This is a genomic window from Sphingobacterium sp. UME9, from assembly GCF_014170215.1.
GTDB lineage: Bacteria > Bacteroidota > Bacteroidia > Sphingobacteriales > Sphingobacteriaceae > Sphingobacterium > Sphingobacterium paramultivorum.
Genome location: NZ_LZZP01000013.1, coordinates 1 through 16,962, shown reverse-complemented (window position 1 = coordinate 16,962; position 16,962 = coordinate 1). Strand labels below are relative to the sequence as shown.

Sequence of the window (16,962 nt, the reverse complement as noted above, 5' to 3'; positions counted from 1 at the left end):
AAAGAATTTATTATTTATTACTGTAGTCCAAGTATAGTCAATCGTTTGCGCAAATCTCGAAAACGTTGTAGTGGATGGACGCAACAAAGCGAATAAAGAAAAAACAATTATTAATAGCGATATTTTGATCACTATTAATTAAAAACAAGATCAAATAGCAGTTCTACCGAGGCTAGTCCAATTAGTCATTATCATTTTGTTAGCTATATTTGAAGACATAAATTTGAAGACACAAATACAATACCCTAAGTTAAAACCGTATGATAAAAAAGATCTTTTATACCTTAATCTTTATTGGAATACTGCTATTGAACGTACAAGCACGAACCGTAGTTCCATTTAATACCAGCTGGACTTTCAAAAAGGGACCTTTTTCTACTTCGACATTAGACTATAATCAACTGTTTGAAGGGAAATGGCAACTTGTCAATTTACCGCACACCTGGAATGCAAATGATATGCAGACCAAAGAGATTAAGTCTGGTAGTTTAGGAAAAAATGAGCGCTTTTATACCGGCGATGCTTATTACCGGAAGTCATTTGTTCCCGAAACAGCTTGGAAAGGCAAACGCATTTTCATTCGATTTGAAGGGGTCAATACCAACACAGAAGTATACGTAAACAATCAGCCCCTTCCTACCAAAGAAGGCAAAAATGATATTACCTACGACAATACGAAACGCAATGGAAATTATAACTTCGTGGGCAGACATCAGGGTGGTTATTCTGCATTTGTATTCGAACTGACCACTATGCTCCAATTTGGAAAAGAAAACGAGATTTTGGTGAAGGTAAACAATGAAGCTACTCCACAGGTCATTCCTGTTAACCATACCCTTTTCCCCATGTACGGCGGTATTTATAGACCAGTCGAGCTTATTGTAACCGACGACATCCATATTGCGGTGAATGATTTTGCAGCTAAAGGAATCTATATCACGCAAAAAAATGTCTCCAAGAAAACAGCCGATGTCGCTGTAAAAATAAAAATAGACAACAAATCCGGGAAAAAACAACCAATTGAGTTATTGACAACCGTTTTCGAAAAAGACGGATCGATTAAAGCCAAACAAAGCACACAGTACACGTTGTTACCGCAAGGCCGTCAAACCGTTACGCAACAAATCCTAGTCAAAAGTCCACATTTATGGCAAGGTTTAGATGATCCCTATCTCTATAAGGTGGTCACACAAATCAAAAAGAACAACCAGGTTATTGATGAGGTAACAGCACCTCTTGGTCTTCGTAAATTTGAATTACGAACCGGTGAAGGATTTTTCCTAAATGATATCAAATATCCACTATATGGTGTTTGTCGCCATCAGGATCGACTAGGTAAAGGATCGGCCCTAAGCAATGCAGACCACGACGAAGACCTAGCAATCATCAAAGAAATGGGAGCAACATCGATCCGATTGGCACATTACCAACAGTCTGAGTACTTCTATTCAAAATGCGATAGCATGGGCCTCGTTATCTGGGCCGAAATCCCGTTTGTCAATCGGGTAACCACTTTGGAAGACAACAACGCACAACAACAACTGAAAGAACTGATCCGCCAGAATTTCAACCATCCTTCCATCTATATATGGGGTATGCACAATGAGGTATACTCTCCTTCTGCCTATACCGTCGAACTAACGACCAAATTAAATGACCTCGCTAAATCCGAAGATCCTGATCGCTATACCGTTTCTGTCAGCGGTTACAATGTTATCGACCATCCAGTTAACAATAATGCAGATGTTCAAGGCATTAACCATTACTTCGGCTGGTATAATGGTGAATTGGAGGATAAATCAGATAAAGAGGATGATGTCGCCTCCTGGGCAAAACGTATCAGTGAAGAATTCAAAGATTACCGGATTATCTTTTCGGAATATGGTGCAGAAGCCATTCCCGAAGATCAAGCAGAAGAGGTTGGAAATTTTGGAAATCAATGGAGCAATCCATCGTTTTTCCCTGAAGAATATGCAACCAAATTTCATGAAGTACATTGGGGCGTGATATCCAAAAGTCCAATTTTCCTAGGTTCTTATGTCTGGAACACATTCGATTTTGCCACGCCCATTACTGCGCTGAATGTTAACCCCCGGAATTATAAAGGACTGGTTTCCTTTGACCGTAAACTGAAGAAGGATGGCTTTTATTGGTACAAAGCCAATTGGAGCAAAGAACCCGTGTTATATATTACACAGCGTCGTATGATCAACAGAGGTAATGAAATCACGCCTATTACGGTTTATTCGAACCGAGGTGAGCCAACATTGATCATCAATGGACAAACGATCAAAGGGGCCAAAATTGGTCAGACCAATGTACACTACATCTTCGAAAACGTGAAGCTAAAACTGGGGAAGAATACTGTAGAAGCAAAAGTAATCCAAAAAGACGGTAAGGTATTAACCGACACGATTGAATGGAACTATGACCCAGCGTTTAAACAAGGACCATCGGGACCAACAAAATCGAAAACAGAGCACGTAGGTCTATAATCACGCTAGCAAAATAATAGACAAAAAACAGGGGTAGCCTAAAAAGCTATCCCTGTTTTTTGTTTAAGGATATATGTCCCTCAGCTATATTGATCATCATATCACTTTCCCTAATTTCAAAAAAGTATTAACCGATAAAAGCGGGTCGTTTACCGAGATTGTCTCGAGACTGGCCTAATGCCCCTCTTCAGGGCTATATTTGCTTCCTATCTTTGAGTCATCAAACAAGAAATAAAAAAATTAAAAAATAAACATCATGGCAACTAAAACAACATTCAGCATCAACAGTAAAACAATTACTAAAGTTTTTCAAGATCTTTTTGATTCCTTCAAAAGCTCCCGTTTAAAAGTTTCCTCCAAGAATGGACAAGAATACTTAAATATCTCCCTGCTATTAGCTGTAATCATCGGAATTATTTTCCCTGTAGCTTTCATTGCATTGATTATTTTAAGTCTGATTGCACCTATTGAAATTGCAATCCTTCAAGAAGTAAAAGAAGAGAATGCAAATCAAAAGATGATCGAACTCAAATAAGTAAAAAATAAAGGGTAATACCCTTTATTTTTTTTCTATCTTATCAAAAGGCCTATTCGGAGACAAATTAAATGTAAAATTTCCTTTTGAATCCACACCGCCAGCACCTCTGACACGAGCTTTGATTTCGTATTTCGATTGCGGATTATAATTCGTTACTGTAAAATTGTAGTAAAAAGGTTTGATCTTGTTGGTTCCCCTAAATTTATCCGCAAGCGCATGATGTCCATCCTCTGCAATGACCTGCCCGTCCTGTAGCAATTGTACGGCATCGATCTCCAGAAAATTCTTCCCCTCCACAAAGAAAAATCCAGCTTGCGCTCGTCCATTATCGTAAATCTTCCTGCTCACGTCAAAAGTTAGAAAACTATACGTTTCCTTGATATCATTAGGTCCCCATGATCCCGCAATATATCCCCCGGGACGATAATAATCAATACGCATGGAATCTAATCTTGGAAGATTGGCATCCAATCGATGGCTGAACGCTGTATAATCTTTCGCTGACTTAGCAGCCCATCCAATTTCAGCAACCGCAAGCAATCGCGGAAAATTCTGCACATTCAGATCTTTAATATCCTGAGCCAACGCTGTCCACATATTTCCCTGAACACCGAGGACAAGCTGATCCTCAGCCGGACTAAGTCCTGCAGAAGGATCAAATTCATACACTCTTTTCAGCGAGTTTATCTGCGGATAGGCCAGGTCAGTCATGGTACCATCATTCCGATCGGCCTGTGTAATATCAAAATAGAGATGCGATGCTGGTGTGGCTACGGCCTTAAATCCATCTTTGGTCGCTTCCTTGATCGCTTCCTCACCAAGCCAGCTCATGATTGCTGTACTCTTCGGCAAGTTTTCAGCATCAGCTAAGATATCATTCCACCCGATCGGTTTTTTCCCTTTCTGGACGATGATATCAGAAACGCGTTGAACAAAATAGCTCTGAAGTGCTTTGACATCCTTAATCTGGTGCTGCTTCATAAAATCCTGCACATGCGCCTCTTTTTCCCACAAATCATGACGAACCTCATCCCCTCCAAAATGAATATAACTACCCGGGAAGAGATTAGCGATTTCGGTGAACACATTATTCAAGAATTCATACGTAAACTCTTTTGTCGGATCCAATGTATTGGGGGTAAATTGATTTCCCCAATATCCCCAAGATGACACAAAAGGAAAGATGTGATTCGGGTAGGAATTTTTGTTGACCCCAAGTTCAGGATAGGCCAATATTGTCGGCCAGGAATGTCCAGGAACATCAATCTCGGGCACAATCGTAATATTACGCTCTCGAGCATATTGAACAACTTCCTTGATCTGCTCCTGTGTATAAAATCCACTGCGTTCTGCAGGTTGTTTTTCTGTTCGATGAAATACCGTCGCATTTTCCATGGTCAATTTCGGATATTTCTTTATTTCAATCCGCCAGCCCTGGTCATCCGTCAAATGCCAATGAAACGTATTCATTTTGTATAATGCCATGACATCCAAATACTTTTTCACGGTTTTCACATCAAAGAAGGTCCGGCTTACATCTTTCATATAGCCGCGCCAATGATAGCGGGGATAATCTTTAATTTTCACAGCTGGAATATTCCAGCTTATTTCTTTGGTTGGGTTACTACCCTCGAAAGCTGTCGGTAAAAGTTGCCGCAGTGATTGCGTTGCATTGAAAAGCCCATGGGAGCTTTTTGCTGTCACGACCACTCCCCGATTGGAAACCTCAAGCTGATAGCCTTCATCATTAGGCGTTGTCAATTTAGGGTCTAGTCTAAATTCAATACTATTGCTCGCCTGTTTCCTCACGTTCAGGGGATAATGCGTTACTTTTCTCAGCTGCTCAACAAACAAAGACACATCTTTCACATCGCAGTTCTTAAAACTTAAGGTAGTTTGTGGATTTAACAGAAACTGGCCTGCTCCTATATTGATTTCCTGAGGCTTGGGGATAATATCAATCCCAGACTGCGCATGGAGTCCTTGCGCAAATAAAAGGGATAACGCTACTGAACAGAGGAGTGTTTTCATTAAAATTTAAGTTTTTATTTTTAAATAAACAGACAAAAAAAAGACCGTTTATTGGTTTCGTTATGCAAAATAAAAAATAAAAAATGATCCTTCTACTCCAACTTTCAATCAAACGATTGTGTAAGATTTTCAAAAAGTAGCTCGTTGGCTACAGGCACACCAAGAGGATATCATTTTTTAGTATTAAATTTGACTTCCAGACAAAACAAAATAGGCTATAGTTAACTTATTGGGGTGAAAGAACAATAACGTGAAAAACAGTAAAAAATTATTTATTATCAGGACAGTTTTAATTGCTTTCCTGATTCTTTCCTTGGTTTATATCGGTTCGATATTTACCTATCAATATATTGAGTACCAAAAGACCGAAGCCCGTTTAAATAAAGCTTACAGCTCTAAGAATCAATTGACGAATCTTTTTTACGAACTCTTCTCCTCTTACAACGCTGCCGGAAATGCTTTTCGCTCTTATACCGTGGACTTCAGTGCCGAAAATTTAAAGAATTACAGCAATCGTTTAGATACGTTACGATTTTATATTGATTCCCTTTCGAAGTTGTCTTCCCAAAAAGGACTTACTTTCTCTACAAATACTTCCTTGGAACAAAATATCTCCCTTTCAGACGAGTTCGCGCACATTAAAAAATCTGTTGACAACATGATTTTTTTGGCCAAAGACTCGCTGTCACTCTTAACGAAAACGAATAGAACAATTCGCCCAGGAAACAATCGTATACTTGCTGATTCGGTTGTCAATAAAATATTACGAGATACAGCACTCAATGTAAGTAAGAAGGATACCATTGTGCGAAAGAAAGAAAAACTCTTTACACGTATTTTCAAAGCTAAAAACGACACCTTGGTTGCTGATAAGCTGGAGCAGAATTTCAACGTGAATCAAATCAAGGCAATACATAGCCAGATCCAAAGTTTGATCGAGCAAAATGAGACATTCCACCGGCAAGATTTCAGTAAAATCCGTCGTTCATTTACTGAGCTGCAACAAAAGGAAAGACAGCTTCTACAGTCTAACTACAATTTATTCAGTACGATCAGCACGGCCTTACTTCGCATTAAGACCCATGAAGATGAGGTATTAAGGGCTGCTGAAATTCAAGATTTCAAGCTTTATCGGGAAAACTCCTCTATTTTTGGCAAACAGGTCATCGCTTCTATTATTCTCATGATTATTATGGTGACACTTTTGTTGTCCTACCACTACAATACACTTGTATATGAGCGTAAGCTTACTGCCGCTAGAGATTATGCCTTGCGAACAGCGAAAGAGAAGGCCAGTATACTGGCCAATGTAAGTCATGATGTGCGCACACCGGTCAATTCTTTGGTCAGTGTTATTGATCTGCTAAAGAGCAATGCGGCAAACAATCGGGTCAACCCTGTTTTATTAGACTCCATTACACAAGATATCCATGTGATCAATGATACTGTGGAAGATATTCTGAATCTCGGTAAACTAGAGTCGGGTACACTAGAAATTAAGGCTGAGTACTTTTCGCCAACTCAATTGCTCGCGAACCTCATAAAAATGCAGCAGGCTCAAGCAGACAAAAAAGGGTTAAAACTCATCAGTTACATTGATATCGATCCCGACATCTTAATCAAAAGCGGAACGTATCGTGTACGACAGATTATTTCTAACCTCTTGAGCAACGCCATTAAATATACAGATAAGGGGCAGATAGAGGTAAAAGCCTTTATCAGTAGAGACCAGGGATCCAAATTACATATATTAGTCAACGATACAGGAAAAGGTATTTCGGCAAAAGATCAGGAGCATATTTTCGAACAGTATTATATGACCGATCAGAAATCCAAGAATAGTTTTGGATTGGGATTACATATTGCTAAACTCATGGCCGAACAGCTAAACGGAACGTTAAGTGTTAGCAGTCAACAGGGCAAGGGATCAACATTTACATTAGTCGTTCCATTCACCGAAGAAAAGAAAAATAGGAAACAAATTACGAGCTTGGATAAGCTCTCAAAAGAGCTGAGCTTTGTCGTTATTGATGACAATCCGATCAATAATCTATTCGTAAAACAAGCATTGCAACATTTCGAAGATGTGAAAATCTATCAGGATTCATCTACTGCAATAGCCTATCTGAAGGAAAATAGAACGGATATTATTATCACCGATCTCAAAATGCATGGCCCTACCGGTTGGGATATCCTCAATACGGTCAAAGACAACAATAGCGTAAAGGGATGGAATAGCAAAGTTATTGCGCTGACGTCAGACGAATCACAAGTAACCGTACAGATTCCCGAAGGGCAGCTACATCAATTTGATGGCGTCATGACCAAACCTCTGGACAAAGCTATCCTTGCTCAGCTTATCGCAAGGATTTCATAAGCTAGGCCGTGTAAGTAAAAGAAATAAGGGACTGTCTTTGACAGTCCCTTATTTCTTTTACACAATATACCTACTAAAGTAACCGTGATCATGCAGGACATCGTTACCTACAGGATATGCTGTTATTTAAATACTTCAGCAAGCTTGGCATCCAACTGTTCGTCTGAACCGCCATTGCCCCCACCATAACGTCCGATAATAACGCCTTGCGGATCTATTAGCACTTTTGTCGGTAACGAACTGACACCATACCCCTTCGTCACATCTTTGCTCAGGTCAAAATTTGTTCCATCGAATTTTGCTCCACGCAAAACATGTTTCCAAATGCCAATCTCATCTTGTTCAACCGCCTTGTGCCATTTTTCAGGCTTGCTGTCATCATCTGCAATCCCTATGATTTCAAATCCTTTACTTTTATATTGCTGATACAACTTAATAAGATGCGGATTCCCTTTGCGACAGGGCACACACCAGCTAGCCCAGAAATCCAACAAGACATACTTGCCTCTGAAATCCGACAAACTTAAGGCTTTGCCGTCGATATCTGTCGTGCTAAATACGGGAGCAGTCTTACCAACAGCACCACTTCGGCTTTCCGCTAGTTTTTCCGAAATGTCTTTTCCAAAACGACTATTTTGCACCTCTTTGGAAAAACCAGCAAACAACGTTTCAGTTTCTTCCAACGATAGGTTGTTCATCCTGAACATCAGCAAATAAGGACTCAAAAAGGACTGTGGATGGTTTTTAATAAAGGTCATATCAATCTGGGCCGCTTTTTCATTAAAAGGCTCAAATTGATTCTTGATGCTGGCAGCCTCTTCACTAAGTAGCTTTACTTTCTTTTCTAAAGCTTCAAGTTCTCGCTCAGCACGACTATACTCCTTATTTTTCGCAGCATAAGCCTTACTAATGGGCTCCATTCCTTTTCTGATAGCTGACTTTTCGAGTTCTAACTGCTTGTGTTCGGCATCCAATTTTGAACCTGTCAGCGTATAGTTTTTTAGATTATCATCTTGAAACTCCAATTTCATTTTGGAAGGCTCCAGGTACATTTGTGTATAATCACCCTCAGCTGCGCGCTCGGGATGTGGCGATGTGGTCAAAAATACCAGGGTAGGCTCCGTCAACGTTCCTTTAAATTGAAAATGGTTTTTGAGAACCGAAGCACTATCACTTACTTGTTTACCTTGACCATCCATATAAAAAAGGTAAAGCTTTTCGGTTGTCCCGTTTTTAAGTTCACCATCCAGAACAAACTTTTTCTGCGCCATTCCCATCATAGGAACTACCATAAGGGCGGCTATTTTTAGTATATGTTTCATTTGATTATTTCTTTATTTGTATGTTGCGCTAATTTTACACGTCCACTAACTTTTACCACCCATATCCAGGATTTTGATCTCCAAACGTTGGATTTTTCTCATATTCTGAATAAGGTACAGGTAGGATATACTGCCATCTCGCTTTCATATTACCATTCAGTTGTTTAATCGTATCAAAAGGTAAACGTAACAAAGCCATCCAGTCCGAACCGTCCTCTGCAACGAGACTTCGCATAAGTTCTCTAAAAACTTCCGTAGTCAACTGCTCTCGCGTATTCATTGCATTTAATGCTGTAAAATCCGTAATACCAGCTTTCGATTTGACCATTTTAAGTAGGTCCCGGACTTCTGTCAAGCTGCCATTCGATTTGGCAAGAGCCTCAGCCTTCAGTAAATAAGCTTCGGTCAAACGAAATACAAACTTAGCTTCCGCTTGTCCGCCGGAATGTTTCTTAAAAACCTGACGTTTGGCTACTGTGCCAATCATCCAGTTGGCCCTTGGATCATTCTTTAAGAGATCCAATAAAAATGGCGTTGCATTATAATTATAATTAGCGCGGAAATAGTACTTTTCCATTTCTGCAATTTGGTTAGCAAAAGCTTTTGTACCAAGAATCACCTCTTTACTCGCCAACCCTTTTGTAGAAAAAAGGTCCTCAACATGGGTTTCAAGGGCATATGGGGATTGTTCAATGAGTTGATTCGCCAATGTAATGACGGCGGTATAGTCAGCAGGAGCTTGTCGTAACATCAGAATCCTCATTTTCAGCAGCATGGCAGCCCATTTGGTTGCATAGTAGTTTGGATTATTCTCTGGCGCATTTGCTATTGCGTAATCAATATCGTCCAGGATAAACGCGTAACTATCGGCAACATTTTTACGAACAGTAGCTATAGTCGATACCGTAACAGGTTTTGTACGTATCATGACCCCGAATTTGCTGCTGCTGTCAAAAAATTCGCCATAGTATGCTAATAACTTAAAATTGGCATAGGCTCGTAAAAACCGAGTTTCTCCAAGTATCTGCGTACGTCTGCTTCCGCCAAATCTCTCTTCACTCAATGCTTCAAGGCCCGCTATCACGCCGTTGGCAGCATTCGCAAGTTTATAATTTCCGCTCCATATCGGCAGGACTTCGCCATTATCCTTTGCGGTCATCGTATGCATTTCAGGGCGACTGGGCCCCTGATAATTTTCAATGAGACCTGCGAACTGTGCCGGAAGTATTTCATGCGACGGTGCCCAGGTAGTCCCAGGTAGACCAGTTGTCCTGTTTTCAGTTACATCGACAAATAAATAATACACCCCATTTAATGCAATTTCTGCACTCTTTTGATCCACAATGACATTGTCGTCAACTTTTTCCTGTGTCGGTAACGCATTGAGCGTTTTGTCACAGGATGTATTCATTCCTATTAGCGCTGCTAACAGGAAATATAGTAGAAAGCTCTTTTTCATTCGTTTAATTTATTTTCTTAAATCAGCTCTATGTTTTAAAAACCAAACCGTAGTCCAAAGGAAAACATCCTATTCGCTGGATAGGCAGAGATATCGCGCCCACCACCAATGACTGACGTAGGATCATCAGAAACCTCGGGATCCATTCCCGGATAATGCGTAATTGTAAAGAGATTTGTAGCCGAAACATAGGCCGAGCCACTTCTCAACTTTAATCCATTCAGCAAAGATTTTCCAAAATTATAAGACAAGGTAATAGACTTAAGTTTGAGATAGGATGCATCGAACACATTGACGTCTGCTAACGGTCTAAACTGTGCCGTACCGTAAAGCAGCCTTGGTCTTGTCGCACTAGTATTATCCTCATTGTAGCGTCCCAATACGCTCACACCTCGATTTGCCAAATTATCAGCGGAGCCATTAGCAATATCCGCCTGATAGATCAAATCATTACCATAAGAAAATGTAAATAGGGTGGTCAGTCCGAAGTTTTTATAATTGAGTGTATTGGTGATACCGCCAAAAAAGTCCGGCGTTGCATTACCAATAATATCCTGTTTGTAAAAAGGTTCACCTTCCCCGATGCCATTGGGGTCTAGTTTATATTTCATATCCCCCACTCCGATGTAATACTCCATGTACTCTAGGAAAGGAAAACTTTCTTTATAAGCCTTAAGCTCATCCGCAGTTCGGATCAGGCCATCGGTTACATAACCATATAACAAACCTAACGATTCGCCTTCCTTAACAATACTTGTCCCAAGATTTAATCCATCACGATCATTGGGATTCGAAAACGGTCCACCATTGATATTTAAGACCTTATTCCTATTCTTCGAAATATTGAGGGCCAAATTCCAATTGAAATCTTGTTTTCTAATCAAGTCACCCCGAATATCAAACTCTAGTCCCCGATTACGAATTTTAGCGACATTAAGCACCACATTCGAATAGGCAGAGCTAGGCGCGGTTGTGATATTGAGCAATAAACCGTCCGTAATCTTTTCATAATATCCGATGGATCCCCTTAATCTTCCTTTGAAGAAAGCATAATCCAGACCGGCATCTTTCTGAGTGGTCGCCTCCCACTTAATTTTGTCATTACCTAACTGTGTCGGAATAAATGCATTTTTACCGGCATAACTTACTGGCGAGTATAAGGTTCTATAAAGATTGCTTCCAATATTCTGTGTACCCGTTTTACCTGCGCTGACACGAATTTTCAGCTCGTCTATCCAAGGGACGCTTTTCATAAATTCCTCTTCAGAAATTTTCCATGCTACAGCACCTGAAGGAAAGTAGCCCGTCTGATTTGCAGGGGCAAATTTGGATGAACGATCAGAACGTCCTGTGAATGTAAAAAGATAACGGTCTTTCCACGTATAATTAGCACGCAAATAGAACGATAACAACGCATTCGTTTGTGCAGGGCTACTCCCCTTAACAGCTACTGGAATCGCAGCGGAATTTAAATTGTTCAGAAAATTATCATCCGGATAACCAGCGCCGGAAGCCGAGAAAAAATTCATCTTATAATTTTCCCATGATGTCCCAATCAATGCATTCAGAAGATGGTCTTCATTAAATTGTTTGTCCCAGGTTAATGTGTTTTCAATGAATGTATTGATCGATTCGGTATGAGCCTGGCTTCCTGTCCCCCCATTTGAATCCCCCGCACCATAAAAGCCACTCATCATCACATAGCTGGGCACATAATTCAATTGATTATAAGTGCTATAATTGATTGATCCCACAGAGCGCCATTTCAGCTCGGGCAAGATATCCCATTCTGCAGCTAAGGACCCCAGCAGCATACCCGTCTTTCCCTGATTGATTCCTGAGGCCATTGCCAAAGGGTTTTGATAGCCCTGATACTCCGCGTGCAATAAGCCAAAGTTGGAAAAAGTACCATCAGCATTGTAAGGAGACTCTGTTGGCGGTGCAAACAGCGCCTGCGTATAGGCTCCATTTGTAATATGGTTTGTCGTATAACTATAGTCAACATTGGTATTCATACGAAAGCGCGGAGCAATCGTTGCATCCAAATTTATTTTACCCGACAGCCGATTAAAGTCTGTACCAATAATTGTTCCCCGTTGATTATTATAAGCTAGGGAGGTATAATACTTTGTATTCATGCCACCACCACGCACCGATAAATCAGCATTCTGAAGGATCCCTTTCCGTAAAACCAAACCTAGCCAATCCGTATTATTATTTCCGAAAAACTTAGGATCGTTTTCAATGGCTGTAGGTGTCGCGCTTGGCGGAAGCCCCATGTTGCTCCTTGCTATATTGAGATTATGGGCTGCCTCCTTCATAATCATCTTGTATTGATCTGCATTGAGTATCTTTTCCTTAAAAGGAGAAGTAAGCCCCGTATAATAATTAAAGTCCAAAATTGGTTTACTATCTGCAAGACCTCTTTTTGTGGTAATAATAACCACGCCATTCGCTGCCTTGGACCCATATATGGCGGTCGCGGAAGCATCTTTAAGAATATCTATGCTTTCGATATCATTGATATTTAAGCCTGCCAAACTATTGAGCCCCCTGTTAAAAGATCCCGATACCATACTGCCCATATCATCGCCGTAATAACTTTCCATCGGATTAACAACTTCTGCACTGCTCGACACATAGCGATTTTGCACATTGACAGGTATGCCATCAATAATATACAGTGGTTCATTTGTGCCCAACAGTGAGGCACCCCCGCGGATTCTGATGCGTGCTACAGCACCGGGCGAGCCATCCGATTGTACCACCTGTACGCCAGCAGCCTTACCAGACAAAGCCTGATCAATACTCGTAAAGGGTACATTCTTTATTTCCGAAGGATTTACAGAAGCTACAGAACCTGTTAAATCACTACGTTTTGTTGTACCATACCCTACGACGACGACATCATTAATCACGTTATCCGCGACCGTCATTCTAATTAATACATTTCCCGCTTCAACCTTTTGTTCGACAGTACGGTATCCTATACTAGTGACGATCAGTATATCCCCATTTTTTGCTGCAATCCGAAACTCACCCTGCGACCCACTACTGGTCTGTATAGTCACCTTTTCTTTTACACGAATTGTAGCACCTGCCAGCGGTTTACCATTTGCATCGACAACGATACCACTTACACTTTGCTGCTGCGCAGCTGTTGGCTTTTTGGCTACCACGACAATCGACTTTCCTTCCATCAGGTAGTCGAGGTTCTGCCCTTCAAAAATTGTGTTGAGCGCTTCCTTTATTGTTGCTTTGTTGAGATCCACGTCAACAGATCCAGCCTTTTTGGCAAGTTCCCCCGTCAGGATATAGTCGTATCCAGTCTGCTTTTTAACCTCTTCTAAGATCTGCGATAGCTTACCTTGCCGATGTAGCGTAATAGACTGTCCGCTGGCCAAGCTAATTCCAGGAAAAAAAGATGGAACGATAAGGTACATTGCAAGTGCGCCCTTTCTAAGCATCCGCCCAACAGGGGGGCTTAATGGACTTTCAGTCCATAAATTAGGTAACTGTCCTTTCATAGTTATTTAGGTATAATGAGATTAGGTACTTAGGTCTATTCAACAATCAGCGTTTTCTCTCCTTGACTGCTCATGGTAACGCGAAATGTGATATTTGAAGTTTTTTTCAAGAGTTCCAAAACATCGGCAAGACTATTTTTACGCGAGACGCTACCGTAGAATGTGACATCGGGATAGCTCTTTTCATATTTTATATCCACATTGTACCAGCGCGAGACCTTATCGAGCACGGTTTTCAAGGATTCGTTCTCAAAGACAAAATCGCCATGGATCCAGTCGAGTTGAATCGTATTGTCGAAAGGTTCGACATCGACATCCTTTTTATTGCTATCCCAAATAGCCTGATATCCTGGCTTCAATTTGACGGTCCGATTCTCACGCTGATACTTTACCACAACACTGCCTTCCACAAGCGCTGTTTTGGTCAGCATTTCTCCAGCATAAGCCTGTATATTGAAAATAGTGCCCAATACCTCCACATCCTGCTCAACGGTATGGACGATAAATCGTTTCTTATGCCCATTTTCCATCAATTTAGATACATGAAAAAGCCCTTCTCCGATCAACTCTACCCTACGGATTTCCTGACTGGCCAAATCCTGAGAGAAGCGTAGCGTGGAACCCGCATTTAAGGTAACTTCTGTACCATCCGGTAATTTTAAGTTAATTGTACCACCTTTAGGCGTTTCGATCTGATTGATGACCGCTTGGCTCAAATTGCTGTTAGCCGCCACATACTCCACCTGGCCATCCCGGTTTTTTATCACATTACAATTACCAACGCGTAACATGGTTCCTGGTTTCAGTTGATCAAGATCGACTATTTGACCATCAGCAAGACGGATCAATGCCTGGTCTCTTGCGGGCATTACTGTTTCTGCAGCTATCTGATGTTGGACTTCGGCTCCGATCTTCCCATACCAATGGTATACAGCCAATCCAGTTAAAAAGAAAACCAATAAACTCGCAGCAATCCAATAATGGACTATACGTCTTCTGATCGTTAACAAACTCCGGTGTGCAGCACCTATTCCCAGTTCCTCGTGGATACTACCGAGCAATTTATCCCGAATATCTGCTTGATGATATTGTGGATTTTCCTCGAAAAACGTCTTATCTTCCGATTGAGCGTACCAATGGTCCAATTCATGCTGCTCTAAAGCATTTAGATTCCCTGAGAGAAACTTCTCAAAAAGCTCTTTTAATCGTTGATAGTTGTACATTTGGTTAGCCTGTTTATAGATAAGTCGTACGAAAGAGGCCAAGGTTCTATTCAAAAAGTATTTTTTTTGAATATTTCTTTTAAAAACCTGCAATTGACTGCTAAAAGAACTTAGACGATGGATGTATTGAGGAGATCGACGCTTATTTGGAGATAAAAATCGTGGCCAACAGACAAAATAGAAAGTCTGTTTTCATCTCTTTTCGTAAGATAAACAATGCTTTATGGATGTGTTTCTTTACAGTGCTTTCGGAGATATTCAATTGCTGCGCAATCTCTTGGTGAGACTGATGTTCAAAGCGGCTCAAGTGGAATACTTCCTTACATTTTTCAGGCAAAGTATTGATTATCCGAACCAACTTTTCATTTGTTTCCTTAATTTCCAATAAGGCGTCGGGAGAAGGGACATCTTGGCTTGTAAAAGACTGCCAGGTATCCATTTTTTCCGTCTGACGCATCATCTTCCGATAACGGTCAATGACTTTATATTTTAGGGCGGCAAGAAGATATCCTTCTAAAGTCGTACGCACTTGAACACTCTCCCTGTTTCGATACAGATCCACAAATAACTGTTGTACCAGCTCCTGCGCCTCATCAGCATCTCCCAGCTTACTATACGCTGCATCCAGTAATCTATTCCAATAGCGATGATAGAGACAATCGAATGCGTGTCGGCTATTCTCTTTCATTGCCAACAATAAGTCTTGATCACTTTGTCCCTCTTTGTTTTTCACGGTATGTTTCTCTATTAAAAACAAATGAACATAATTTTATATAATACTCCAAATGCGAATACAATTTGGGCATATCTTTTAAAAAATATAGAATTAAAAAATAGGATTATTTACGTAGCGTACTGAGACTAATTCATGTTATCGCCACTGTAAGGGAAGAGTTCATATAAGCTAAGGGCCTAAAAATATGAAAAAGGGATATACTCGTATCGGATATGCAGTGATGGTCAGTGGCGGAAGTGTAACGGTCCTGTGCTGCGATAACCAATATGCGGAGGATAGGCAATAGCCTGTACAGGGAAATACGGAAGTACTTAAACGAAAGAAGCCCTTGACTGTTTCCAGCAAGGGCTTCCGTGTAAAAAAAGGCACCGACCTACTCTCCCACCTGTTACGGCAATACCATCGGCTCTGGCGGGCTTGACTGCTCTGTTCGGAATGGGAAGAGGTAGACACCGCCGATATAGGCACCTAAAAATCTTTATTGGCTGATTTATGATTCATATCATGTTATTCATGCCAACTGACATAGCTATTGAAAGAGTTACGTTTCTTGTTTGTTTCAAAAATTAAAGAGGAAGACAACAGTGTCTGTCTGCTTGAGAAAGCTTCGGGCTATTAGTACCACTTGGCTTTGGTCTCTCAACCTTTACACCTATGGCCTATCAACGTAGTCATCTTCTACGACCCTATAAGGAAGTCTCATCTCGTGGCTAGTTTCGCACTTAGATGCTTTCAGCGCTTATCTATTCCAGACGTAGCTACCCTGCCGTACACCTGGCGGCATAACAGGTTCACCAGAGGTCTGTCCAACCCGGTCCTCTCGTACTAAGGTCAGATCCACTCAAACTTCCAACGCCCACAACAGATAGGGACCGAACTGTCTCGCGACGTTCTGAACCCAGCTCGCGTGCCACTTTAATGGGCGAACAGCCCAACCCTTGGGACCTTCTCCAGCCCCAGGATGTGACGAGCCGACATCGAGGTGCCAAACCTCCCCGTCGATATGAGCTCTTGGGGGAGATCAGCCTGTTATCCCCAGCGTACCTTTTATCCTTTGAGCGATGGCCCTTCCATACAGAACCACCGGATCACTATGTCCGTCTTTCGACCCTGTTCGACTTGTCGGTCTCACAGTCAAGCAAGCTTATGCCATTGCACTCCACGTACGGTTACCAAGCGTACTGAGCTTACCTTTGAAAGCCTCCGTTACCTTTTTGGAGGCGACCACCCCAGTCAAACTACCCACCAAACAAT

At 41.2% G+C, this 16,962-nt stretch carries 9 protein-coding genes and 2 rRNA genes; 3 read left to right on the top strand and 8 right to left on the bottom strand.

The genetic code is table 11. The annotated features are described in order from the left end of the window. The first annotated feature begins 260 nt into the window (after positions 1 to 260). Positions 261 to 2,495, top strand: a complete 2,235-nt coding sequence (locus tag A9970_RS19175) for a glycoside hydrolase family 2 protein (protein WP_182983369.1) — start codon at positions 261 to 263, stop codon at positions 2,493 to 2,495. Between the two features lie 256 nt (positions 2,496 to 2,751). Continuing rightward, complete coding sequence (locus tag A9970_RS19170; RefSeq protein ID WP_075990719.1) at positions 2,752 to 3,030, top strand: DUF4342 domain-containing protein; 279 nt, start codon at positions 2,752 to 2,754, stop codon at positions 3,028 to 3,030. Between the two features lie 24 nt (positions 3,031 to 3,054). Here the strand turns inward: A9970_RS19170 and A9970_RS19165 are convergent, their stop codons facing one another. Then, complete coding sequence (locus tag A9970_RS19165) at positions 3,055 to 5,064, bottom strand: beta-N-acetylhexosaminidase (RefSeq protein ID WP_182983368.1); 2,010 nt, start codon at positions 5,062 to 5,064, stop codon at positions 3,055 to 3,057. A 250-nt stretch (positions 5,065 to 5,314) separates the two neighbouring features. On the opposite strand from A9970_RS19165, the gene A9970_RS28945 reads away from it, so the two are divergent. Beyond that, complete coding sequence (locus A9970_RS28945; RefSeq protein WP_182983367.1) at positions 5,315 to 7,441, top strand: hybrid sensor histidine kinase/response regulator; 2,127 nt, start codon at positions 5,315 to 5,317, stop codon at positions 7,439 to 7,441. 122 nt (positions 7,442 to 7,563) lie between these two features. Here the strand turns inward: A9970_RS28945 and A9970_RS19155 are convergent, their stop codons facing one another. From A9970_RS19155 to A9970_RS19125, 7 genes are all read right to left on the bottom strand, one after another. Beyond that, on the bottom strand, positions 7,564 to 8,763 hold the full coding sequence (locus tag A9970_RS19155) for an AhpC/TSA family protein (protein ID WP_182983366.1): 1,200 nt from the start codon (positions 8,761 to 8,763) through the stop codon (positions 7,564 to 7,566). Positions 8,764 to 8,815: 52 nt separating this feature from the next. Beyond that, on the bottom strand, positions 8,816 to 10,222 hold the full coding sequence (locus tag A9970_RS19150; RefSeq protein ID WP_182983365.1) for a RagB/SusD family nutrient uptake outer membrane protein: 1,407 nt from the start codon (positions 10,220 to 10,222) through the stop codon (positions 8,816 to 8,818). A gap of 35 nt (positions 10,223 to 10,257) precedes the next feature. Then, the gene (locus A9970_RS19145; RefSeq protein WP_182983364.1) at positions 10,258 to 13,749 is read right to left on the bottom strand and encodes a TonB-dependent receptor; all 3,492 of its coding nucleotides are present in this window, start codon (positions 13,747 to 13,749) and stop codon (positions 10,258 to 10,260) included. Positions 13,750 to 13,784: 35 nt separating this feature from the next. Continuing rightward, on the bottom strand, positions 13,785 to 14,972 hold the full coding sequence (locus A9970_RS19140) for a FecR family protein (protein WP_182983363.1): 1,188 nt from the start codon (positions 14,970 to 14,972) through the stop codon (positions 13,785 to 13,787). A 142-nt stretch (positions 14,973 to 15,114) separates the two neighbouring features. Next, a complete protein-coding gene (locus A9970_RS19135) occupies positions 15,115 to 15,705 on the bottom strand; it encodes an RNA polymerase sigma factor (RefSeq protein ID WP_182983362.1) in 591 nt (196 codons plus the stop codon). A gap of 363 nt (positions 15,706 to 16,068) precedes the next feature. After that, a 5S ribosomal RNA gene (gene rrf / locus A9970_RS19130) occupies positions 16,069 to 16,180 on the bottom strand. A gap of 123 nt (positions 16,181 to 16,303) precedes the next feature. Further along, a 23S ribosomal RNA gene (locus A9970_RS19125) occupies positions 16,304 to 16,962 on the bottom strand; the annotation flags it as partial.

Bases quoted from the DNA above. Each gene is read 5' to 3' on its own strand.
- A9970_RS19170 (WP_075990719.1), top strand. From the start codon at position 2,752: ATGGCAACTAAAACAACATTCAGCATCAACAGTAAAACAATTACTAAA.
- A9970_RS19165 (WP_182983368.1), bottom strand. From the start codon at position 5,064: ATGAAAACACTCCTCTGTTCAGTAGCGTTATCCCTTTTATTTGCGCAA.
- A9970_RS19145 (WP_182983364.1), bottom strand. From the start codon at position 13,749: ATGAAAGGACAGTTACCTAATTTATGGACTGAAAGTCCATTAAGCCCC.
- A9970_RS19155 (WP_182983366.1), bottom strand. From the start codon at position 8,763: ATGAAACATATACTAAAAATAGCCGCCCTTATGGTAGTTCCTATGATG.
- A9970_RS19140 (WP_182983363.1), bottom strand. From the start codon at position 14,972: ATGTACAACTATCAACGATTAAAAGAGCTTTTTGAGAAGTTTCTCTCA.
- A9970_RS19175 (WP_182983369.1), top strand. From the start codon at position 261: ATGATAAAAAAGATCTTTTATACCTTAATCTTTATTGGAATACTGCTA.
- A9970_RS19150 (WP_182983365.1), bottom strand. From the start codon at position 10,222: ATGAAAAAGAGCTTTCTACTATATTTCCTGTTAGCAGCGCTAATAGGA.